The sequence below is a fragment of the Lysinibacillus sp. FSL H8-0500 genome (assembly GCF_038051955.1).
Taxonomy (GTDB): domain Bacteria; phylum Bacillota; class Bacilli; order Bacillales_A; family Planococcaceae; genus Lysinibacillus; species Lysinibacillus macroides.
This window is the reverse complement of record NZ_CP150292.1, coordinates 2,105,218-2,128,053: the sequence shown is the minus strand read 5'-3', so window position 1 is coordinate 2,128,053 and position 22,836 is coordinate 2,105,218. Positions and strand designations below refer to the sequence as shown.

General features: G+C 39.6%; 25 protein-coding genes. 4 read left to right on the top strand and 21 right to left on the bottom strand.

What is annotated here, in order from left to right:
- Nucleotides 1-5 precede the first annotated feature (5 nt).
- From MHB44_RS10100 to MHB44_RS10085, 4 genes are all read right to left on the bottom strand, one after another.
- Nucleotides 6-1,229 carry a GNAT family N-acetyltransferase gene (locus tag MHB44_RS10100; RefSeq protein ID WP_341302650.1) on the bottom strand — a complete coding sequence of 408 codons (1,224 nt, stop codon included), beginning with the start codon at nucleotides 1,227-1,229 and terminating at the stop codon, nucleotides 6-8.
- Nucleotides 1,226-1,954 carry an AAA family ATPase gene (locus tag MHB44_RS10095; protein ID WP_341302649.1) on the bottom strand — a complete coding sequence of 243 codons (729 nt, stop codon included), beginning with the start codon at nucleotides 1,952-1,954 and terminating at the stop codon, nucleotides 1,226-1,228. Before MHB44_RS10095 ends, MHB44_RS10100 begins: the two co-directional genes overlap by 4 nt.
- A gap of 571 nt (nucleotides 1,955-2,525) precedes the next feature.
- Nucleotides 2,526-2,882 (bottom strand): VOC family protein, encoded by a 357-nt coding sequence (locus MHB44_RS10090; protein ID WP_341302648.1) that lies wholly within the window; start codon nucleotides 2,880-2,882, stop codon nucleotides 2,526-2,528.
- A gap of 195 nt (nucleotides 2,883-3,077) precedes the next feature.
- A complete protein-coding gene (locus MHB44_RS10085; protein ID WP_341302647.1) occupies nucleotides 3,078-4,025 on the bottom strand; it encodes a YafY family protein in 948 nt (315 codons plus the stop codon).
- A 464-nt stretch (nucleotides 4,026-4,489) separates the two neighbouring features.
- On the opposite strand from MHB44_RS10085, the gene MHB44_RS10080 reads away from it, so the two are divergent.
- Together MHB44_RS10080 and fumC are read left to right on the top strand one after the other, a co-directional pair.
- Nucleotides 4,490-4,705, top strand: a complete 216-nt coding sequence (locus MHB44_RS10080) for a hypothetical protein (RefSeq protein WP_341302646.1) — start codon at nucleotides 4,490-4,492, stop codon at nucleotides 4,703-4,705.
- Between the two features lie 284 nt (nucleotides 4,706-4,989).
- On the top strand, nucleotides 4,990-6,381 hold the full coding sequence (gene fumC, locus MHB44_RS10075) for a class II fumarate hydratase (RefSeq protein WP_341302645.1): 1,392 nt from the start codon (nucleotides 4,990-4,992) through the stop codon (nucleotides 6,379-6,381).
- 319 nt (nucleotides 6,382-6,700) lie between these two features.
- On the opposite strand, the gene MHB44_RS10070 is transcribed toward fumC, so the two are convergent.
- Both MHB44_RS10070 and MHB44_RS10065 read right to left on the bottom strand, forming a co-directional pair.
- Nucleotides 6,701-7,717, bottom strand: a complete 1,017-nt coding sequence (locus MHB44_RS10070) for a DUF4238 domain-containing protein (protein WP_341302644.1) — start codon at nucleotides 7,715-7,717, stop codon at nucleotides 6,701-6,703.
- Nucleotides 7,718-7,891: 174 nt separating this feature from the next.
- Entirely contained in the window at nucleotides 7,892-9,088 is a 1,197-nt protein-coding gene (locus tag MHB44_RS10065) for an IS256 family transposase (RefSeq protein ID WP_053993757.1), read from the bottom strand.
- A 648-nt stretch (nucleotides 9,089-9,736) separates the two neighbouring features.
- Between MHB44_RS10065 and MHB44_RS10060 the strand changes: the two genes are divergently transcribed.
- Nucleotides 9,737-10,312 (top strand): Uma2 family endonuclease, encoded by a 576-nt coding sequence (locus MHB44_RS10060; RefSeq protein ID WP_053995823.1) that lies wholly within the window; start codon nucleotides 9,737-9,739, stop codon nucleotides 10,310-10,312.
- Nucleotides 10,313-11,522: 1,210 nt separating this feature from the next.
- On the opposite strand, the gene MHB44_RS10055 is transcribed toward MHB44_RS10060, so the two are convergent.
- The gene (locus MHB44_RS10055) at nucleotides 11,523-12,401 is read right to left on the bottom strand and encodes a DMT family transporter (protein WP_341302643.1); all 879 of its coding nucleotides are present in this window, start codon (nucleotides 12,399-12,401) and stop codon (nucleotides 11,523-11,525) included.
- Nucleotides 12,402-12,915: 514 nt separating this feature from the next.
- Between MHB44_RS10055 and MHB44_RS10050 the strand changes: the two genes are divergently transcribed.
- The gene (locus tag MHB44_RS10050; protein ID WP_341302642.1) at nucleotides 12,916-13,785 is read left to right on the top strand and encodes a LysR family transcriptional regulator; all 870 of its coding nucleotides are present in this window, start codon (nucleotides 12,916-12,918) and stop codon (nucleotides 13,783-13,785) included.
- Nucleotides 13,786-13,964: 179 nt separating this feature from the next.
- Here MHB44_RS10050 and MHB44_RS10045 read toward each other — a convergent pair whose 3' ends face one another.
- The 14 genes from MHB44_RS10045 to MHB44_RS09980 form a co-directional block, all read right to left on the bottom strand.
- Nucleotides 13,965-14,462 carry a DinB family protein gene (locus MHB44_RS10045; protein WP_341302641.1) on the bottom strand — a complete coding sequence of 166 codons (498 nt, stop codon included), beginning with the start codon at nucleotides 14,460-14,462 and terminating at the stop codon, nucleotides 13,965-13,967.
- A gap of 259 nt (nucleotides 14,463-14,721) precedes the next feature.
- Complete coding sequence (gene mdh, locus MHB44_RS10040; RefSeq protein ID WP_341302640.1) at nucleotides 14,722-15,660, bottom strand: malate dehydrogenase; 939 nt, start codon at nucleotides 15,658-15,660, stop codon at nucleotides 14,722-14,724.
- Between the two features lie 23 nt (nucleotides 15,661-15,683).
- The gene (locus tag MHB44_RS10035) at nucleotides 15,684-16,046 is read right to left on the bottom strand and encodes a BMC domain-containing protein (RefSeq protein WP_341302639.1); all 363 of its coding nucleotides are present in this window, start codon (nucleotides 16,044-16,046) and stop codon (nucleotides 15,684-15,686) included.
- Between the two features lie 12 nt (nucleotides 16,047-16,058).
- Entirely contained in the window at nucleotides 16,059-16,325 is a 267-nt protein-coding gene (locus tag MHB44_RS10030) for a EutN/CcmL family microcompartment protein (RefSeq protein ID WP_341302638.1), read from the bottom strand.
- A gap of 6 nt (nucleotides 16,326-16,331) precedes the next feature.
- Nucleotides 16,332-17,174 (bottom strand): phosphate propanoyltransferase, encoded by an 843-nt coding sequence (locus MHB44_RS10025; protein WP_341302637.1) that lies wholly within the window; start codon nucleotides 17,172-17,174, stop codon nucleotides 16,332-16,334.
- Between the two features lie 15 nt (nucleotides 17,175-17,189).
- The gene (locus MHB44_RS10020) at nucleotides 17,190-17,471 is read right to left on the bottom strand and encodes a BMC domain-containing protein (protein ID WP_053995832.1); all 282 of its coding nucleotides are present in this window, start codon (nucleotides 17,469-17,471) and stop codon (nucleotides 17,190-17,192) included.
- Between the two features lie 24 nt (nucleotides 17,472-17,495).
- A complete protein-coding gene (fabG, locus tag MHB44_RS10015) occupies nucleotides 17,496-18,266 on the bottom strand; it encodes a 3-oxoacyl-ACP reductase FabG (protein ID WP_341302636.1) in 771 nt (256 codons plus the stop codon).
- Between the two features lie 139 nt (nucleotides 18,267-18,405).
- Nucleotides 18,406-18,690 carry a BMC domain-containing protein gene (locus MHB44_RS10010; protein ID WP_341302635.1) on the bottom strand — a complete coding sequence of 95 codons (285 nt, stop codon included), beginning with the start codon at nucleotides 18,688-18,690 and terminating at the stop codon, nucleotides 18,406-18,408.
- A gap of 40 nt (nucleotides 18,691-18,730) precedes the next feature.
- Nucleotides 18,731-19,354, bottom strand: a complete 624-nt coding sequence (locus MHB44_RS10005) for a hypothetical protein (RefSeq protein WP_341302634.1) — start codon at nucleotides 19,352-19,354, stop codon at nucleotides 18,731-18,733.
- Between the two features lie 5 nt (nucleotides 19,355-19,359).
- Nucleotides 19,360-19,962, bottom strand: a complete 603-nt coding sequence (gene pduL / locus MHB44_RS10000; RefSeq protein ID WP_341302633.1) for a phosphate propanoyltransferase — start codon at nucleotides 19,960-19,962, stop codon at nucleotides 19,360-19,362.
- Between the two features lie 18 nt (nucleotides 19,963-19,980).
- Nucleotides 19,981-20,262 carry a BMC domain-containing protein gene (locus MHB44_RS09995; RefSeq protein ID WP_053995836.1) on the bottom strand — a complete coding sequence of 94 codons (282 nt, stop codon included), beginning with the start codon at nucleotides 20,260-20,262 and terminating at the stop codon, nucleotides 19,981-19,983.
- A gap of 14 nt (nucleotides 20,263-20,276) precedes the next feature.
- Nucleotides 20,277-21,764: an aldehyde dehydrogenase family protein gene (locus MHB44_RS09990; RefSeq protein ID WP_341302632.1), complete on the bottom strand. Its 1,488-nt coding sequence runs from the start codon at nucleotides 21,762-21,764 to the stop codon at nucleotides 20,277-20,279.
- A 15-nt stretch (nucleotides 21,765-21,779) separates the two neighbouring features.
- A complete protein-coding gene (locus MHB44_RS09985; protein WP_053995838.1) occupies nucleotides 21,780-22,070 on the bottom strand; it encodes a hypothetical protein in 291 nt (96 codons plus the stop codon).
- Nucleotides 22,063-22,821, bottom strand: coding sequence for an HAD-IA family hydrolase (locus MHB44_RS09980; protein ID WP_341302631.1), 759 nt, complete (start codon nucleotides 22,819-22,821; stop codon nucleotides 22,063-22,065). The genes MHB44_RS09985 and MHB44_RS09980 overlap by 8 nt, the downstream gene beginning before the upstream one ends.
- Between the last annotated feature and the right edge of the window lie 15 nt (nucleotides 22,822-22,836).

Here is a 22,836-nt window from a genome sequence, read left to right as displayed (position 1 = left end):
ATTCTTTAAAAATAATCAATAAATGTCGGAATACCTACTGGTAGCACGGCCTCTAGTAGCGCAATATCCTCCGCACGGCCCTGTAAACGCTCGATCTTTTCTAAATAGCTTGGTCGTTTATAGCCTAACAGCATTGTAGCAAGGGTTTGAACCGTTAAATGAACCGCATCCTCTCCCAGTACCTCACTTACCTTTTGAACGGATAGCTTACCTGCTTTCATATTCACTATAAATGTGCCATTATTCCATGCGACAACGCGATCATTAACAGCCAAACGAAGCTGAAAATCATGACCGTTAAATGGATAACGCAATAAAAACTCTTTTACATCAACAATTCTTGCCATAAAATAAGGCGAAACCTTTTGAATAATTTCGCTATCCTCTAATAAAAATGCCACTGCTTCATTACCTGTTGTTTTTCCGTATACATTATAAATCATCGAGCTATGTGCAGAGACAAAGTTCCACAAGCCTTTACGTGCCTCCTCCTGCAAATAGACGATTTCATCAATATAATAATTCTCCTCCATAATACGATAAAACAGATAGCCCTGTGGTGTATCCTCTTCATCATAGTAAACCGCTGCCTGAAGATTGACATCACTATCAATAAATTTTTCCTCCCAAAAATCCTCCTGAAACTTTTCATTCCAAGCAATACTATTACGCACCATCACACCATGTGTTCTCTTGGCATAGCCTGCGTAGATGGTAACCACATCCTCATGCCTGGGATCAACACGGCGAATTTTTCCATTGAGCCCCGTGTAATGTGGGAGTTGGGTATCCTTCACCTGAAACTCCACGATATCACTCATAATTTCCCAGCCCTTTTTACGATAATAGGGAATTGAGTATGGAAATAAATAGGAAATATATTGATCTTCGTTGCGCATTCTTTGCAGGCTTTCAATAATCAAGCCCTCCATTAAGCCATGACCTGAATATTCAGGATAGGTTCCAACCGCCGTAATACCACCCATTTCGTAAATTTTGCCATGCACATTGACCTCAAAAGGCAAACTTAAAATTTGCGAAACAAGCTGTGAGCCATCAAACCAGCCAATTGCATGTCCCTCGTTAAATTGCCTGCTTTTTGCATTGACAAAGCGACGATCCTTATGAATGGACATGGACATTTGAAAGACATAATTGAGCAAATCAATGGATTGTGCCATTTCGTCTAATCGAATGTCTCGCATAACTAAGCCTTTTCGTTGATTCATGATTCCCTCTCCTCATCAAATAACTCGCGTAAAATACTTTCAGGTGCAGCTAAAAAGCGTTTCGTGACGATATAATGGATGGTTTCCTCATAGCGAATCGCTTCAATTTCACCGTTATCAAAACTATAAATCGTTGCCTCAGGATAGCCAAGCAAAATAGGCGAGTGAGTCGCAATAATAAATTGTGCTTCCTGCTCTAAGTCCTTGATAATTTTCAGCAGGCTTAGCTGTCTTGTTGGAGACAAAGCTGCTTCAGGCTCATCTAATAAATAGATAGCCTTGCCCCTAAAACGATTCATAAATAACGACAGAAAGGATTCACCATGGGATTGATGGTGCAATGATTTCCCTCCAAAAGCAGCATATTTATTTGGGTGTTCTAACAAATCAATATGACTGGCAAATTGATAAAATGTTTCAGATCGAAGAAAAAACCCATTCGATATTTTGGGTAGCCACGACAAACGGATATATTCCCCCAATGAAGATTTCGCTTTATGTACTTCATATAAATTTTGACGACCACCACCCGCTGTATTAAAATCGCAGCGATCTGCAATCGCCTCAAGTAATGTTGATTTTCCCGAGCCATTTTCCCCTACAAAGAACGTCACATTTGTCGGAAATTCCAGCTCATGTAAATCTTTCAAGCTTGGAATATTAAAAGGATACACCTGTTTATTTGGAATCGTATCCTGTAATACCTTACATGACTTTAAATACATCTCGTCTCCTCCTTTCCTTTATTATAACGAACATCGCCCTAGCTGAAACGTCATCCACCTATTTCTATGAACGGATTTTAATTAAAAGCGCTCTATACACATAAATTAACTGAAATAGCTTACGATGGGTCCTAGCATTTCCCCAGATCCCTATGAGATATTTCCTGAGAAATAAATAAAAAATATGTCGAAAGTTACAATTACTACACGTAAAATCATGTCATATTTTTGATTTTTTTATAAAATAAGTGGATGTTGACCTCCTTTCTCCTGAATGATTAAGTGATTTCTATATAGATTTTATTTCGCAGGGCTTTGTTTATTGATTATCTTTGATAAAAATGTTGCCTCTATCTTGTTTCTTTTTGAGAGGGTTGCCTCACTTAGAGTTCCTTTTAGTGTCACTTTAGAAGCTAATTTGCATCTATTTTAATTGTTTTTTTGCACTATAAGTAAATAAAAAAAGCCCAATTTCTCAGCATTAAAACTGAGAAATTAAACCTTTTTCGTTGTCCACAATCGCACCCTTTAACGGCAAAACATTTTTATCTTTGTACAAACTAAGGAGGATTTATCCGTGAAGAGTAATATAATATCCATCAGGATCTTCTACTGTAAACACCTTACCAAAGGGACTGTCTGCTAAATCCTTAACAATCTTCACTTTTTTACCACGCACTTCATCATATCGTTTTTCCACGTCAAAAACGGAAAACCAAAGTGCGATTCCCCATCCAAGTTTGCCTGCTTTGTCCAAATCAACCAAAGGTTTTCTAATGGCAAAAGAAGCACCCTTTTCATTTTTAAAGATATAGGCTTCTGGATTTTCATTTTCAATTTCAAAACCAAGAATATTCTGATAAAATTCACGTGATTTTTCAAGATCCCTTACCTGAATTGATAAAAAGTCGAGTTGAGGTGTAGCCATGTATTCCATCTCCTTAAATATTTATTGTGTGATATATTAGCATTTTGTCTTTTGAACGATTTCATTCTAAATAAACGATACAATTTCGTATCTTATCATCTCTCCAACCGATGTAAGATATACGACTTCGCATTTCTCTCACTCCTTTAGGCTTACTTACTCCGATTATAAAATAACGCTACTGACAACGGTATGTCAGTAGCGTTTTAACATTTTTTTGGCTTCCTCACGAATTCGATTTCGAAACGATTCAGGCTCCAATACTATCACACCTGCTCCCCAGCCAAGCACCCATTGCAACACTTCGTCCAGTTGACGAACGCGTATGAATACATCCAATCCATCTTGATGCTCTACCATATCCTCTATGTAATAATAGTTAGATTCCTTCACCTTATCTGCGATCTCAAGATTAAATCGGAGACGAACCAGTAAGTGCCGATCATCCGCAGGGGTATAATCTCTAAAGTTAAAGTGCGCCGGTATTTTAAATCGTTCTTCCAGATCGATAAGTTCCGTCATTCTGGATAATCGGAAATGGCGAATGTCTCGGCGCAGATCACAATAGGCCACGAGCATCCACGAGCCTTGAACGAGCACCAATCCATAGGGAGCAACAGTACGAACACTATGGCGATTCCCCTCAGAATCCGCAAGTCCTTTTACATATTGAAAGCCAATCTTTCGCTTGTCTAATATCGCCCGACGGATCTTTTCTAGATATTCCTTTTCTTTTGACGGCATGGCCTGTTTATCGGAATTGAGCAAACGCATAGCGTTGCGTACACGAGATGTTTCATTGCGAACGTTTTCCGGTAGAATGATCTCGAGTTTGCTGCGAGCGTCTTGCGCCTTGACGCGATAATCATCATCAAATCGTTGTTCAATAAAGTCTGTTCCAATCAGCAAGCTCACGGCTTCCGGTACCGTGAAACTGATCGGTGGTAGGAAATAGCCTTCCATCAGGGAATATCCTATACCAGGTGCTCCTATGATCGGCACGCCCGCTTCACTCAGCGCCTCAATGTCACGATAAATGGTCCGCACACTAGTTTCAAATAGGGCTGACAAATCTTCGGCCCGTACAACTTCTTTACGTTGCAGCTCCAGCACGATGGCAAATAATCGGTCTGTTTTGTTCATTGGTTGCCCACCTTGTTGTTTATTGCAAAATAATAGTACCACATCTTAATGGAGAAGATGATTTAGTTAATCGGGAGCTAGTATTTATCAGAAATCCCTAAAAATAAGGGCAATATGGTTCTGTTGCATTGTTTCATAAATTGGCCCGATTGCTAAACAAAAAATGTACAATATTGAAGCTTATTTTAAATCCACATTTTAATTTCTCTTTCATTTTACATTTAGATTACTTAATTGTCTTCTACTACATATAGCAAAAGTAAATAATTTAAATATTTTGAAAATAAATCCAAAATAGATACTTTCTAAGTCTATTTCCTCACTTTAAGATCACCTCTAACATTTTTATAAGCGGACTGAACTTGGTTCATCTATATTCACCATCTTCCACCATCTCAAAAGTTCTAACTATTATCTTCCGCTCATAAATTGAGTAATAATCAAAAGTCAGAAGGAGAATCGTGATGTTTGTGACTCATTTTTATGAAAACAAGACGTCCGTTTTAAGTCAATTGCTTGTCAAACTACCTACTGTGGAAGAGGATATTCGCATTAAAGGACGCAAGGCAAAGGTGTTGGAGGTACTTCAAGTCGATGACAATAATTTTCATGTAAAGATAATGTTCGAAAAAATCCCTAAAAAACAATCGCTTAAAGAATTAGGGAAGAAAAAGAGATAGCCCAGCAAAATGTAGTTTATTCCCTAAAAGTTCGGGAATAATTATAATAATTATTGCGAATTATTCTCATTATAAAATTTCTTTAAACAAAATCGTTGACTTTTTAATTGATAACAATTATCATTATCAGTAGATTATTTCTTTTCTCCAAATTGCTTTATTCAAAATCCCCCTCTTTTTTGAATAAGCATGTATCAAACGGATATTCTTACATCAGACTAAGAGTATCCGTTTTTTATCTGCATATTACGGAGAAATATACATACTAAAGGAGCTGTTTGGACATGGATTATCGTATTGAAAAAGACACTATGGGTGAAATTAAAGTACCCGCTAATAAAATTTGGGGCGCGCAAACACAGCGCAGTAAAGAAAATTTCCAAATTGGCACGGAACAAATGCCAATCGAGCTTGTGCAAGCTATGACGATCTTAAAGAAAAGTGCGGCGATTGCGAACAACAAATTAGGCAAACTTTCCGATATTAAAACAAATGCCATTGTACAGGCTGCCGATGAAATTTTAAATGGGCAATGGGACGATCAATTTCCACTTGTTGTTTGGCAAACTGGTAGTGGTACACAATCTAATATGAATGTAAATGAGGTCATTGCACACCGTGCGAATCAGCTTTTACAGGATGCTGGTGAGGCTGATCGCATTCATCCAAATGATGATGTCAATAAATCACAAAGCTCAAATGATACATTCCCAACAGCCTTGCATATTGCGGCTGTTTTAAAAGTAGAGGATTATTTATTACCTCGACTACGTCTATTAAAAGCTACATTAGAAGAGAAGGCAGTACAATTTAAAGATATTATTAAAATTGGTCGTACGCATTTACAGGATGCGACTCCCCTAACATTAGGTCAGGAAATTAGCGGCTGGGCGGCCATGCTGGCAAAATCGGAGCATATGATTATTCAAAATATTGATTATATGAAGGAGCTTGCAATTGGCGGAACAGCGGTTGGTACGGGTATCAATGCACACCCTGAATTTGGTGACCGTGTAGCTACGGAAATTAGTGAGCTAACTAGCAAACAATTTACATCTGCTGCAAATAAATTCCATGCATTAACAAGTCATGATGAAGCGGTTGTGGCACATGGTGCATTAAAGGCTTTAGCGGCTGATTTAATGAAAATTGCCAATGACGTTCGCTGGCTAGCAAGTGGTCCTCGTTCAGGTATTGGTGAAATTACCATCCCAGAAAACGAACCAGGCTCTTCCATTATGCCAGGTAAAGTTAACCCTACCCAAAGTGAAGCAATGACAATGGTTGTCACGCAAGTAGTTGGAAATGACGCAACGATTGCCTTCGCCGCTTCTCAAGGTAACTTTGAATTAAACGTCTTTAAACCAGTCATTATTTATAACTTCTTACAATCAACGCGCTTATTAGCAGATACAATGAAATCATTTAACGACCATTGTGCAGTAGGCATTGAACCAAACAAAGAAGTACTCGATCATAATTTACAAAATTCATTAATGCTTGTAACAGCATTAAACCCATATATTGGCTATGAAAACGCAGCAAAAATCGCAAAACAGGCTCACAAAGAAGGCACTACATTAAAAGCAGCTGCTATCGCAAGCGGCTTACTAACGGAAGAACAGTTTGATGAATATGTAGACCCAGCTACAATGATTTATCCAAATGTCAAGTGAGTATATGAAGTTCTCACTTGACATGTCAATAATGCTTTGAAACAGCTCGCTCCACTGTGTAACAGCCTTATTTTAAGGCTGGTCACTATATGTGGTGTGTATAGAAATATGTGATTGCCATTATAAAAAGTACAACTTTCATTTCACAACCACAATGCTTTGAAGCCACTTAGCCTACTCTATTTTATTGGGACTAAGTGGCTTATTTGTTTTTTGGGATGGTGTACAAAAACATTTTATAAACAGCCTATCATTCTTGCTCACAATATCCTTAGCAAAAAAAACAATACATCCTAAAATAAAGTATATCGCCTTTCATTTAACCAGTAACAACAGCAAATTTATCTGCATTGTGTGTATAAGTGGACGGAAGTTTAAAATACTTTTCCAATTTTGCTTTACTGCTGGATTGATTATAAAAAATTTTTCGGCTGGAGAATCTCAATTGGTAATCATTATAAATACGTACATCATTAGGTATTGCCTCAAAAACACTATTTGTTGGCATCCCAAATGGGAAATTAGGTTCTCGCAGTAGCAATAAATATCGACTATTCAATGGTAGAGCAAATTCTAAAGATAACCTCCGAATATCATTATTTGGAATGTTTTTAATGTTTACAACGGGGTTATCTGATAATAAAAATTCTGCAGTAACATGCGATTTTGCCACATGTGGAATTGGAGATTCTTGTGGTGTTTCGATGACAGCTATTTGCCAATGGAAATTTTCAATAAAGTGTAAGGATAGACATGTTAAAATTCCGCTAGCAAGATGATAGAATAGACGCTGGTTATCATCTAAGAAATCAGTAGCTTCTATATACGATGCTAGAAAAGGTGGTAACGATTTCTTAAGTAGCGGTCGTACCTTTTCACCTAATTGACGAAATGAAGGAACTCGAATTGCCTGTAAAGCAAAAAAGTCAGCAATTTTTTCCTTTTCATCGTCAGAAATAATAGTATCAAAAGATGTTTGTAATAAATGAGGCTGTGCATCAAGTTTCTTAATTAAACTAGAAAATCTAGGAGCGATTGTTGACTCAAGTTCACTAAAATAGTTTTCCAAAAATTGCTTATCAAAGTTGTTTGGCTCAAAGGTGGGGTAAATATGTTTCTTAACTAATTCATCTAAGTTACTTGTTCCATTTTGAACGCTTTGAACAAACTCGTCAGGCAAATCATAATAATAATTCTCATGTCCAAGGTTTTTTACTGCTGTATTCGGTTGGTTGATTTTTAAAATTTTATCAAAACCGTTAATTCTATCTTTGCCACTATACTGTGTTAAATAAAACTGCGGAACGTAATGTTGTTTCTTTTTTATCTCTGGCATCTTCACCAAGTTCCCCTGGTACTGTCAATATTTTTGTGTAAATGACGATTCACCCGTTCAAGGGAACTCATCACCTGTGTATTCAATTGTACTTGTTCGAAGTGTTGATTTGAGTGTGTAGGAAAGGGCTAGCCCTTTCCTACACACTCAAATTTCGCGCTGGCGCGTCCCGGTCTAGTTTGCCGGTTCGTGCAGCTGCTCAAACATTTCTTCTAGCTTTGCACGGGCCTGATTGAAGCCGATGTGGCAGCGTGTGGCGAAACGTTGATTATAGTCTTCGAACTGCGTCACTAAAAAGCGCTCCAACGATTCTTCGTTCGGGAACTGTTCCTTGCGCTTTGTATATTTTTTGATTTGCTTATTGAACGACTCGATTAAATTCGTCGAGTAGATGCTTCGCCAAATCGCCTTGGGAAAGCCGTAAAACGTCAGTAAATACGGGTTTTCGAGTAAGCCTTGTGCGACTTTTTTATACGATTTGCCCCATTTTTCGCAGAACGTCTCGAGCGCTTTTTTCGCTGCTTCAGCGTTCTTTGCCTGGTGAATCGTTTTAAAATCCTCGCACACTTCCTTGCGATCTTCTACTCGGACTTTATGCATGATATTGCGTGCCACATGGACAAGGCACACCTGATATTTTGCCTTTGGAAACACATTAAACACAGCGTCTGCCATGCCTTTTAAGCCGTCTGATACGAATAAAAGTACGTCTTCTACACCACGGTCTTTGAGCTCTTGTAGTAGCTCCTGCCAGTTGTAGGCCGATTCTGTTGGGGCAATCGTATAGCCAAGCACTTCTTTAGAGCCGTCTTCACGAATACCAACTGCAATATAGACGGCCTCTTTTGACACCGTATCACGACGCACGGCAATATACGTCGCGTCTAAATACACGCATACGTAACGATTGTGCAAAGGACGGTTATTAAAGGCTTCTACCGTTTCTGAAACAGCCTTTGTCATATTCGAAATCGTTTGCGGCGTATAGTGATGCCCATACATTTTCTCAATTAATTGCGCAATTTCCGCCATCGTAATGCCTTTTTTGAACAAGTGAATGACCGTTTCTTCCAGCGTATCGTTCGAGCGCTTATATGGTACCACTGTCTGTTGTTTAAACTCACCGTTGCGATCCCGCGGGATTTGAAGCGTTAAATCGCCGTACTCCGTGTGAAGTGTACGCGAATAAGACCCATTGCGAGAATTGCCTGAGTTGAACCCGATACGATCGTATTTTTCGTAATCCAAAAATTCCGTCAGCTCTGTCGCCAGTAGCGAGTTGATCGCCATTTCCAAGTGCGAACGAAAAACCTCGGTAATATCTTGTTTTTTGACTAGTGCATCGACAATTTCTGTTGTAAACTGATTCATAGGGAAGACCTCTTTTCTAGGATTGGTTGTGGTGACTTAATTCTACCAAGAAAGGGTCTTCCTTTTTCTATGGAATTTTCTATTTACACAAAATATTTTATACTCTCAGTCCCCTTGTATCTTAAGTTATCGTACCTAATATATTCATTTCACTAAAGTCCTTTTGAAAGAATACATTTCAAGCACCTTTACATCAAGTTTTCATTATATACTTTTTTCACTATCACTTACAATTTCATCTCCCTAAAAATAGCTATATACCATAGAATAGGTACTATTTTAAGATTACATTTATAGCGCTCAGCTTATTATTCTTGTTCCACAATAAATATAATAAACGTAGCCACGCTCTTTTTATGATGCCTTCCTGATCTAATTGACAAGGAAGTAAATCAAAAAAGATGCACTACTTTCTCCCCGCAATAATGGATAAAATTCCTAAAAGCGAAAACATGTCTATGGTTATATGGCGAGTCTCTAAATTGTGTGAGTGAGGATGTTATTTCATATGTAAAAGAAACCACAAAAAAGCACCTACTTTCCGTGAGAGCGGGTGATTGAATTATCTTGTTTGCCTATCAGTAGAATAAATATCTTATATATGCGATGATACGAATAAAATAAATGGACGTTAAAGGAGATGAGGAAATGAAGGCGAACGAACAATTTATAGAACCTCGTTATGAAATAGTCAGCGGCCAAACGATTATGATGTCACCACGCCCGACACTTAACCACAACATAGTGATTACCAATTTAGCTGTAGTGTTTGATAAGTATTTAGACGGTAAAAAGTGCCGCTACTTTACGGACGGTGTGGACGTTCACCTTGATGAAAAAAATAGGGTGATCCCTGATAGCATGATTGTATGTAACCCCGATATTATGAAACCAAACGGCATATATGGTACACCCGATTTAATGGTCGAAGTACTTTCTCCCTCGACTGCACGCCATGACAAAATACGAAAAAAAGCGCTCTATGAAAAACATGGGGTGAAAGAATATTGGATTATTGACCCTGTCGCTAAATCTATTGAGGTCTATTTATTAAAAGACAGCAAATACGACCTAGATAATGTTTATACCGTTATTCCTGATTGGGATTGGTCGGAAATGACAGAGGAAGAAAAAGCAGAAGTTGTACTCACGTTTAAAGTATCGCTTTATGATGACTTCATTATCGACATCAAAGATATATTTAAAAATGTAATGACCTATTAGTATTTCTTTCGCATTTATGGTACTAAAATATGCTTTAAGAATATCAGCGTACATTTAAACTTAGCTGTTCTAAATTAAAACAAAGCATCCATTCACTCGAATAGATGCTTTTATTATTTCATACGTAAAAAGCCCATTTGCTTGCGGAAAGTCCAGTCTCTCATTTAGAGCTATAGCATTTATTGAACTAGCTGCTAAATCGTAAGGCAAATGGAATATCACTTTCTAATTTTCTTTATAATGCTCATTTTGTAAGCATCCAATCGAGGACATTCACATGATTGAAAGCTGATTTATTTATCTTTCATCCCCATCTCACTTCAATGTTTAGTAATAACCAATTATTTTATCAAATGTCAAATAAATAGGATTGGGGCAATAGTGATCCCCAACCCTATTTTTATAGCTTAGCAACGTAAAATTTCGTAGCGTAAAGCTAATTTTTGCAAGACTGGATGTACAGTCAAATGCTTTTGCAAGAATCGTTTCTTAAGAAATTGCAAGAAGCTCGATTGCGGATTAATTGTCTGTTTCTTTTGGTAAGGCTTGCTACCGTACTTCAATCCATGTAATGACAGACGCTTTAATGGTCTGGTGCTGCGGTGGTGTTTTTGGCTCCATATACAAGGTTGTGTAATACGCATCCGCAATGACAATCAAGTAAATCACAAACAATAGCTGCTTTGTTCAATAGTTCAAAATATAGTGCTCCTTTTTCAATAAACTTATTTATTTATACGGACAACATAAAAATTGGTTTCATTATTTTTAGAAAGGTACATAAAAATTTCTCCCACCATCATTTTCCCAACGGTCAATGTCCCAGCGATGATCTTCTTTTTCTGTACTCTTTACTAACATAGCCCCCACCCTTTTTAATCATTCTTCTCTATTTTATGAGGAATAGGCTAAATTCGTTCATGATAACGTGAAACTTCCATCTAAAATCATGAGAGAAACAGTTCTAGGAATGTATAGACCTTGCAACGGTGATTGATCTGAATATAAAGTCACAGACCAATATTTTGTAGGAATGAAGCAGACCATATAGGGCCGTTCATACTCCTATATACATAGGATATTTACAATATTTCTAAAAATAGTACATATACTTTTACAACTAAATTTTCCCTTATTTACGATTCCATTTTCAATAAGCCCTTTTTATTTAGTAACCCTCGTGAATCATTAAACTATTTTTTATTAAAATTCACATTAATCGTTTTGAAAAGTTAAGTGCTCTAATTTCGCTCACAAATGTGGAGCCTAATAACAGTAAACCTCCAAATAGTTGCACGGGGGTCATCTGTTCTTGTAATATCATTGCAGAAATCAATATTACTACAAATGGATCTACATAACTCAGCATTGCAATACTCTGCCCTTTCAAATTCTCCATTCCTGAGAAAAACAACCAAAATCCAATCCCTGTATTGACGATCCCTAAAATTAAAATAAAAGGAATAGATGCACTTGATAATTCAAAGATGCCAAAGCCCTCTGTCAAAAAAACATAGGGCATCAGTAATAATGTCGTCGTTCCAAGTTGAATGATGGTCAGCTCTAGCTTACTCATCTCTTTAATAAATTTGTTTAAAAGTAATAATGTAGCATAAAAAGCTGCTGCGATTAATCCAAAGATAAGTCCAAGCAAATCATCTGAGTCGGATGTACTCACCCCTTCTCCGACAATCAGTACCATACCGATAATTGCAACAACAATACATACTATTTTTTTTATGGATAAGTGTTCTCGCAGTACAACAGGAGAAAGAATCATGACAAACACAGGTGCAAAGTAATATCCTAGTGTGGCATTCGCAAGTGATGTATGGTCATATGATTGATAAAGAAAAATCCAGTTTCCTCCCAATGCAATACCAGAGAGAATCAACAATAAAGCATTCGCTTTTACTATATTCCATGCTATTTTTTTCTTCATAATAGTGAAGATGAGGAGTAAAAATAAACATCCTAGAAAACTACTTAGTAAAGCTCTTTCACTTGCTGCTAAATCAATGTATCGAACAACCAAACCGATTGTACCAAAAATAATCATTGATACGATAAACTGAATTTTAGATTTCATAGGCTACTCCTCCAAATCTGCGGCATAACTGATATTTTCAGATGACGAATCTATTTATGAATTCACTGATTCTGTTAAAGCTAAATTGAGTCATGTTCTTACATATTGTTAAATTACAATCGGCAGGTGCTTTGCAATAAGAGAGGGATTTATTAACAAGCTGCTCGGTTTTAGCCTTCATCTACTCCTTTATCGTACCATTCTGCTGAAGGGACAGCTTTACTGTTACAAAGGAAAAGTATTTTGACCATTTTCATATTCAATTTCCTCTATAATCCTCCATTGAAATTGCTTTGTCCTTGTCCACACATTTAAATAACATTTCTAACATTGTTAATGTTTCATAAACCATTTTTGTAGAGGTTTCTTATAGCTATTAGGTGCTTTTCCTTACCATCACTCTCCGTTCCCCTTGCTTTTCCAATGGTAATAGCATAGCATGCTTATAAGCATTACAAAATTGAATGTTTATCATGTTATGTATAACAAAATATCATGCAAGGGGAAGAGCATCTTGAATATCCAAAAATATCTAGCCTTTGTCAAAGCAGTAGAATATGGGAGCTTTACAAGAGCTGCCGATGCATTAAACTATACACAGTCCGGCATCAGCCGTATGATCAACGATTTAGAATCAGAATGGGGAATATCCCTTTTTGAAAGAGGTCGTGCTGGGATTAGTTTAACATCTGATGGCTTAAAGTTACTGCCACAATTACAGCGTATCTGTAATGAGCATGAAATGTTAATGATGCAGATCGAGGACTTACATGATATCCAGTCTGGGATCATTCGGATCGGTACATTTTCTAGTGTAGCAACCCATTGGCTACCTAATATGATCAAATTCTTTAAGCAAGATTATCCGGGGATTGATTTCGAATTACTGCTAGGGGATTACATGGAAATTGAAAGCTGGATTATCGAGGGTCGGGTCGACTTTGGATTTTTACGATTACCAACAAAGGCTGAAATGGAAACAATCTTTGTGGAGCAAGATCGTTTGTTGGTAGTCATTCCTCAAGACCATCCTCTTGCTGATTGCGATCAATTTCCAATCAATGAACTATTAAATAGCCCTTTTATGCTGTTAGAAAAGGGAGCAAAAGCTGAAATCTCTGAAATTTTCGAGAAGCATCAAATCTCACCGCAAATTTCTTTTACAACATGGGACGACTATGCCATTATGTCAATGGTGGAAAACGGGTTGGGCATCAGTATATTACCAGAACTAATTTTACAACGGATTCCCTACCAAGTTATCGCAAAAGAGCTTGACGTGCCTGCTTTTCGAAATGTGGGAATTGCTATGAGAGAGCAAAAATCACTGTCACTTGCAGCGCAGAGGTTTTTAGAATATTTATCTTATAGAAAGAGAAAGTAAAAAGCACACATTTGTTACGAATATCATCCAAGCCGCTATCTTATTTTAAAGTACCATCTTTAACAATTATTTTATAATATAGCCCTTTTCATAAAGAAAAGCACAATTCTGTTGAATTGCGCCCTTTTATTGAATAACTATTCCACTGCCCCTGCACTTATGGGATCAAGAAACTTAGTTCACTGGGCCTCCTCGTCAGCTGAGGGACCGTAAAAGCCCGGCACTGGAATATCGAGAAGTCGCAAGTATACCCCAAGTTGTGCTCGGTGGTGGACCATGTGGCTTAATCCGAAGGTGCGGAATGCCATTGCTCGTGGCTCACAGCGAATGATATGATCCCCATGGCGTAGCATCCATTTTTCGCTGAGCTTTTCTTCGTCACATTCGGCGAGCAGCTTTTCTAACTTGCCAACGTTCGTATCAAATTCATCCAGAACATCAGCGCATTTTTTCAAAGATTCCCGCCTTATCGGCACGGTTGAAAGATCAAACTCTGGGTACTGAAAAATCGCGATTTGCCAATTCAGCAGGTTGATCAGGTGCGTAGCAAGTCCACCGAGTGTCATCGATTTCTCGTGTGGTTTCCATGACATATGCTCCTCAGGCAAGCGTTCCAGAATACGACGTGTAGCAGCCAGTTCATGCCTTGCGTCGCCAATAATCAATTGTTTAACCATAAGTCCCTCTCCTTCCCTATGGTTTAGCATACTATAAATTCCAATCAAGTTAAAAGCTCTATAATTAATAGACTATAATACTATACTATTTTGTCTATAGCTCAAGTACATTTCTACACACTTTTTTGTATTTTAAGATAAATATTTAAATTTCTGATTGAGAGTTCTTCAAAAAAATAGCCCTGGTGTGAAATAAGAAAAAAGCCTGCTTTGATACAGGATTTTTAGTCAAACTTTGTTTTATTTATAAAGCTATATGCTATTTTACATATTCGATTGTTTGATAAACAGCATGAACTGAATGAGTAAAAGCCTCCTGCTCCTCTGCATTTAAGTGCAGCTCTACTACACTCTCAATACCATTGCCACCAAGTACAACTGGTACACCAATACAGGCATTATGCACTTGGTATTCGCCTTGCAAATAAGCAATAACAGGTAAAATTCGTTTTTTATCCTTTAATAGGGCTTCTAGCATCACAATAATGGATGCAGCAGGTGCATAATAAGCACTGCCATTCCCTAAAAGTGCCACAATTTCACCACCACCTTTACGTGTGCGCTCTATCAATTGCTCGATTTGGGTATGGGGCATTAATTTCTCTAAAGGGATGCCGCCAATATACGTATAACGAACAAGCGGCACCATTTCATCGCCATGTCCCCCTAATACAAAGCTGGAAACATCTTCAACAGATATATTGAGTGCCTCAGCAATAAAGGTATTAAAGCGTGCTGTATCCAAAATACCTGATTGTCCCATGACACGATTTTTCGGAAAACCTGTTGCTTGCAGGCAAACATATGTCATTGCATCGACAGGATTACTTAAGACAATAACATAGCTATTTGGTGCGTACTGTTTTACATGATTGCTGACGGTGCCGATAATCGCAGCATTGGTACTAATTAAATCTTCCCTACCCATGCCTGGCTTACGCGCTATTCCCGCTGTAATCACTACAATATCAGCATTGGCGATTTCAGCGTAGTTCGCCGTACCCGTAATATGCGTAGTAAATTGTTGAATAGGAGCCGTTTGTAATAAATCCAATGCTTTTCCTTTTGTTGGATTTTCAAGCTCTGGTATATCTACAAGCACAATATCGCCTAGCTCTTGCTGCGTAGCCATCAGCGCTACTGTTGTGCCAGTATGCCCAGCACCAATAATTGCTATTTTAGGACGCTTAAAGCCCATTGTCTATCACTCCTTCCACCTCATTATTGATCTGTAGCGCTATCCGTAACATCCTTTGCTTGTGCTTTACGCACAGCTGGTTTGGAAGCTTTTGTTGCTTGCTTAACAGCAGGCTTTTTTTCAAGAATAGTATTGTGGATATCATCTGCTGCACGCGGAATTACATGTGCGCTGAGCACCTTGCCAATACGTTCTGCGGCTGCTTTTCCTGCCTCCACAGCCGCTTGCACAGCTCCTACATCACCAGCAACGATAATTGTTACAATGCCTCCATCTACAAACTCATGACTCACTAGCTGGACATCAGACGCTTTTAACATAGCGTCTGCCGCTTCAATGGAGCCAATCATGCCAAGTGTTTCAATCATACCAATGGCTTCTTTCATTTTTTCACCCCACTATTCGTCTGATCCATCAATAATACCAACCACAATGGCATCAATTGGACAAATCACTTCCTTAGAAAAACTGCGAACGGCTGCACTGCCCATCGTTAAAATTACATCATCGCCAACCCCTGCACCAATACGGTCTGCCGCAACAATTTGCTCATCAACGAGTTGACCATCTGTTTTTTTAGGCTGAATAATGAGCAATTTTAAGCCCTGTAAACCCTCCTCTTTGCGAGTAGCCCATATATTTCCAACAACGGTCCCTATACGCATGCTTGATCATCCTTTTTTATACTGTATTTCAATGCCTAAATTCGCTATTGTTTCCCTTGCAAGCGCGGTAAAAATAGCTGCCTGTGGGACAATTATTGTTGTATCTTGATACTGTGCAATATCCTGTTCAGTAATAATTTTTTGCGTAAGCTCTACAGTCGTCGTTTGCGGGCTAGCGCTGGAAGCAATCTGCTGACAGGCCGTTAAAATAGAGCCGATTGTCCCTTGCTTTATTAAGCCTGCATTCGCTTCATCGGTATCAATATGCATTTCTAATTGATACTGCTCGGCTACACGGATTTTGACTTGATGAAAGGTTACTGGACGGATACCTGGCACTTGAATCGCCACATATTCCCCATCCTGTACAGCTAAATGCTGGGCATCCTGTGGTGACATATGAATATGAGCCTGTGCAATAATCACACCCTCCTGCAAAAATAAGCTACCTTTTGGTCCTACTAATGTACAGCTAGCAGAGCCTGCAATATTGCCTGATTCTCTTATTGGTGGCTGAATGCCTAATGCAATGGCATCTGTATGGCTAATTTCTACCTGTGTTAATGTTCGTGCAGGTCCTAAGACGCGTACATTAGTAATGCTACCTTTAGGGCCAACAATAATAAGCGTTTCCTGTGCTGCAAACTGGCCAGGCTGGGAGAGCATTTTTTGAACGGTTAATGCAGCGCCCTTGCCAAAAAGATGCTCCACATGCTCCTGCTTTAAATGAATATGTCTTGCCGAAATAGCAATTGGAATAGCATTTGTGGAAGGTAGTGTTGGCTGTTTGGTTGTCAGCACTTCGGCAAGTGCCTCATTGACGAGTTGCTCGATTATTTGTGGATTCATAAAGCCACCTCACCTTCACGATTGTACGGGTAAAATGGCTTCTAATTCTGTATGAGGACGTGGAATTACATGCACCGATAGCAATTCGCCTACTCGCTGTGCTGCCGCAGCGCCAGCATCTGTTGCCGCTTTTACAGCGCCCACATCCCCACGCACTAATACGGTTACAATGCCACCACCCACATGTACTTTGCCAACCAAATGCACGTTTGCTGCCTTTACCATGGCATCTGCTGCCTCAATCGAGCCTACCAGCCCTTTTGTTTCAATCATGCCTAATGCACCTAAATGATTCATCTTTGTTCCTCCTTATCCAGCAAGTTAAAATGCCTCTGAATCTTCTGGCAGTGTTTGTCCGCCGTCAATAATAATGGATTGCCCTGTAATAAAGCTTGCTTCTTTACTGCTTAAAAATAAAGCTGCATAGGCAATATCCTCTACACTACCAAGCCCGCCGAAGGGAATAGCCTTCGCCATTTTTTGAAGATAATCCTCCCCAAGTCCATCCAAGCCTTCTGTGGCAATATTGCCCGGCATTACTGCATTGACCGTAATTTTATAAGGGGCTAATTCAAGTGCCGCTGTACGCATAAAGCCTAGTTGTGCCGCCTTACTTGCTGCATAATGTGTCCAGCCTGCATAGCCTGTTACAGGCCCTGTAATTGACGAAGTAATAACGACCCTGCCATACGCCGCTTCTTTTAAATAAGGAAGACATGCCTTCACTGTAAACATGGTTCCTCTTGCATTAACATCTAGCACATGATCCCAATCTGCTGTCGTCATTTCCTCTAGTTTCACGGACGGAAAAATCCCTGCATTGGCGCAAACAATATCAATACCGCCATAGGAAGCTGCTATTTCACGTGCCATCTGATCAACAGATTCATAGTTTTCTACATCCACAGCGATGGCTGATGCCGAATAGCCATCAGCTTTTAATGCCGTGACTAGCTCATTAGCCGCGTTAAGACCTCTTGCCGCAATGACGACATGTGCGCCTTGCCTGGCAAAAACCCTTGAAATTCCTTTGCCGATTCCCTTACTGCCACCTGTGACCAATACAACTTTTCCAGTTAAATCTACCTTCATCTCTATTTCCCACCCTTTCATCATTAATAAAATAAACCTTCAATCAGTAGGATTTTCGCCCTCTGCCACTGCTTGGACATTTGTTTTTATGGGGTGTAGCTTTCAGTGCAAACAGCATTATGAATACGGGGTAAAATCATTACGGCTTTATCGCAATTTCCTCTACTAATGCTGTGAGCGTATCATCAGGTCTTAAAATAGTGGTAGAGGCAACCCATTGATTTGCTGCTTTTGCTATACGTGTACCAATCGCAATCGCCTCTCGAATCGCCTCTACATCACCTTCAATCGTGATTGTCACAAGCGCTAAATCAATCGTTTCTTGTCGAAGCAATCGTATCTCTGCTGCTTTTAACATGGCATCTGCTATTTGGATTGAAATCGCAAGCCCTCTCGTTTCAACAACACCAATTGATTTTGTCATGCAACAACACTCCACTCGTACTTTGACATGTTCTTACTCGCTATTTTCGTTGAATGGTAATCCCTTTTTCCTGTAAAACATCAAGAGCTAATGGCGTTAGCCTTGTAGTAGCAGGAATTACAAGCTGTTGTCCCTGAAATGTCCGAATCATTTCCTCAGTAATATACGTTGGATGCTGATCGGCAAAAGACAAGGCCTGCTGTGTCGCCTTAACAGAAGGGATAAGCTGTGAAAATAATTGCAAGTCACAGCCAAACGACTTTAAGTTTTCCATTTGCTTTTGTAGCATACTACTATAGGCATTTGGTTGTTTGACGGTCATCACCTCAGCCATTTTTTGCTGAGGGACTAGCACAGCTGGCTCGCCCCTCAGCAGTAGGTCTGCTAAGAACAAGGTTGCTGGGGAATTAGGCAAACCTTGTGCACTCGCAACAATAAAAGCTTGGTCAACTTCCAGAAAAACAATGGCATCGTAGAACATTTGGGGAATGTTCGTAGCATCTGTGCCCTCGTACCATTCTTCCACTGTGCAATAACTGCTTAAAGTTTCCATTTGCTTATTAGAGATTGTTGTATGGGGATGAACAATCAATAATCTTTTTTTAGGTTGGACAATCGTTGTCACAATTTCTTGAATGAGCTGTTGTAATTGTTGAGCATTCATTCACTTCACTCCATTTTGATGAGCTTACCGTACTGATTAGAGACGATAGAGGCTGCGTTCGCCTCATCCGTATCAACATGCATTTCTAAGACAAAATTTTGGGATACACGTACAACAACATTCATAATTTGTAGCTGCCGTACGTCATTGATGATTTCGATTTTGACAATTTCCTGATCCTTCACACAAAGAGCCTGTGCATCCACTTCTGACATATGAATATGAGCTTGTGCAATAATAAGTCCTTGTTGTTTCTGCATCGTTCCCTTTGGACCAATTAATGTAATGGGTGCGGAATCCTGCACATCACCAGACATACGAATAGGTGGCGTGACACCTAATTTCACCGCATCTGTTTGGCTGACCTCCACCTGTGTTTGCTCGCGAAAAGGGCCTAATATACGCACCTTGTCAATACAAGCTCTGGGACCCTGAATGGTAATCACCTGCTCTGCGGCAAACTGGCCTGGCTGTGATAAGTCTTTCCATTTTGTTAATACTGCCTGTGTACCAAATAAATAATGGAAATCTTCCTCACTAAGATGACAATGTCTTGCTGAAACAGCAATGGGGATTTCGTCAGCAATAGCTATTGGATTGTGCTGCATCAAGATAACCCCCTCCACTTATTTTGGTAAAATAGCAAGTAACTCTGAATGTGGTCGAGGAATCACATGCACGGACAATAATTCACCTACGCGACGAGCAGCCTCTGAGCCTGCATCCGTTGCCGCCTTGACTGCGCCTACATCACCTGTTACTAACACTGTTACAATTCCGCCACCAACATGGACTTTGCCAACAATATTGACGTTTGCTGCTTTTACCATGGCATCTGCTGCCTCAATCGAACCGATTAACCCTCTTGTTTCAATCATTCCTAATGCACCATTAATTTCTACGCTCATTGTGAACTCCTCCTCTAAACTGTTAATTTCGAAACAATATCTTCTACTATTTTGCGAATCATCGCAGGATCAATCGTTACATCTTCACCTGTATTTACTGCTACTGCTGGCTGTTGAATATTTTGCGGATGCTGTGGCTTTGGCACTGCTAGCTCCTTGATACCATAGGCAACGCGCTTTTTATTGATTAAATGACGAGCTGTAATATTATCACTCGTAATATTGCCGCCATATGCACCACAGCCTAATGTATAGGATGGTGTTAAGCTCGTTGTGCCGCCCGCTGCCCCGACAGAAGCCATGGTATTCACCAAAATCCGTGACACAGGCATCTGAATGGAAAACTCTTTAACAAATTGATCGTTTTCCGCGTGAATTGCCGCACTATGCCCGCGTCCACCTACATCTAACAATTGCTGACATAGTCGAATCGCTTCCTCCTGAGAATGTGCTGTATATAAGCCTAAAATGGGCGATAACTTCTCCATCGAAAAGGGATGCTCTTTGCCAATATACTGCTCCTCAGCCACAAGCACTCTTGTACTTGCTGGTACTTGAATCTGTGCCATCTTCGCAATGTTTATCGCAGGCTTCCCAACAATTTGCGTATTTAATGTACGTGGCACCGGAGAAATTACCTGCGCTAATTTTAGCCTGTCCTCTCCCGTCACAATCGTTGCACCATTTTGAGCTAAGGCAGTCATCACCTGTGCCTTCACGTCCTGATGCACAACAATTGCCTGCTCTGTTGCACAAATTGTACTATTATCAAATGATTTGCTATCAATAATTTGCTGTACAGCGCGGGCAACATTAGCTGTATGATCGATATAAACAGGAACATTCCCCGGCCCCACACCATAGGCAGGCTTGCCAGAGCTATAGGCTGCCTTAACAAGCCCTGAACCGCCAGTCGCTAAAATCAATTGAATATTCTTATGCTGCATTAATGCCTCTGTGCCCTTTATCGTTGGATGTGCGACCCAGCGAATTAAACCAGCAGGTGCACCTGCTCGGACAGCCGCCTCGTGACAAATTTTCAATGCTTCAATCGTACAGTTCACAGCCGTTGGGTGCGGGCTAAAAACAATCGCATTTTGCGCCTTCAACGCAATTAGCGTTTTATAGATAGCAGTGGCAGTTGGATTTGTCACTGGTGAGACAGCAGCAATTACGCCGTATGGATAGGCAATTTCTATTTGCTTTGCAGTAGGATCCTCATGAACCACCCCTACTGTTTTTTCATGACAGATGGATGCATAAACACCTTTTGAAGCGAGTTCATTTTTAATTTTTTTATGCTCAATCACACCCATTTTTGTTTCCGTTACTGCCAATACAGCTAAATGTTCTGCTTGTCGGTAGGCTTCCTCTGCAATCGCCTGAACAATAGCATCCACTTGCTGCTGGGAATAGCTAGCGTACACTTTTTGAGCTTCCGCTGCCTCTACAACAGCATCATGCACCTCTTGAATAGAGAGTAAATCCTGATCTTTTATCATTGCTTACACCGCCTATCATATAAATTTTTTAAATGCGATGAAATCAGACGATGAAGTTGTTGTTGATTGGGTGAATGCTTGCTGGCGATGCAAGTCTTCCCAATGCTGCAGCTCCTGTGTTGACAATGGCTGATAGTTTCCTATGATAGATGGCGCTTGCTGAGAGCTGCCACTCGCTGTCATTAAACGAAAGGACTGCCATTCTTGTAATTCAGCCTGTGTTAAACCTTGGATTTGTTCCTTTGGCATTTGTGCCACTTTCTCCATCACTAACGCTGTAATCTTCGCAATAAGTTCATTATCCATGTTGATCCTCCTTCGCTATCAGCAAGGTTATAAGCGATTCATCATACACTTCAATAATTTTCATGGCATCTGGTAAATAATCTTTTGGGTATACGTCTTGTGGAATAATGCCAATTGAATAGAGCATGCCTGCATTTTTGGCAAATAACATATCCGCATTGGAATCACCAATCATTACTGTCTGTTCAAGCGATACTTGATAGCGTTCTTGTGCCAAATGCGCTAAATCTGGAAATGGTTTGCTGGATGTTACTTGATCACTGCCAAGTACAAATTCAAATAATGACCATAGCCCAAGCTGCTTTAAATGCAATTCTGCTCGTGCTGTTGAATCTGCTGTTACAACGCCTAATCGAATACTGTGCTCTTTTAAGCTGATAAGAAGCTGTCGAATACCTGGCAATTCTTGTACAGTTATACTTTCTTGCTGTGCTGTTGCTAAGCTGGATGCTGCCCTTGCTAACATAACACCTTCACTCCAGGCAATACCTTGTTGTTGATAAAGCAAGTAAGCCATAATTGTTTCTGCTTCCTGTATGCTCCCAACGGCTAGCGGGCTTGTTGGGTCAATCGTTGTTCCATCGGCCGTTACACCGATTGTTGTTAAAAAGTGCTGCAAGGAAAACGCAACTTCAAAATCAGAATTTTCAGTTAAATTTAGGTAAAAATTTTTAGCCCATGGAATCCATATAGAATCCAACTCAATAATGGTTCCATCTTTATCAAAGATGACCCATTCTACTTTTTGCATAAAGCACACATCCTC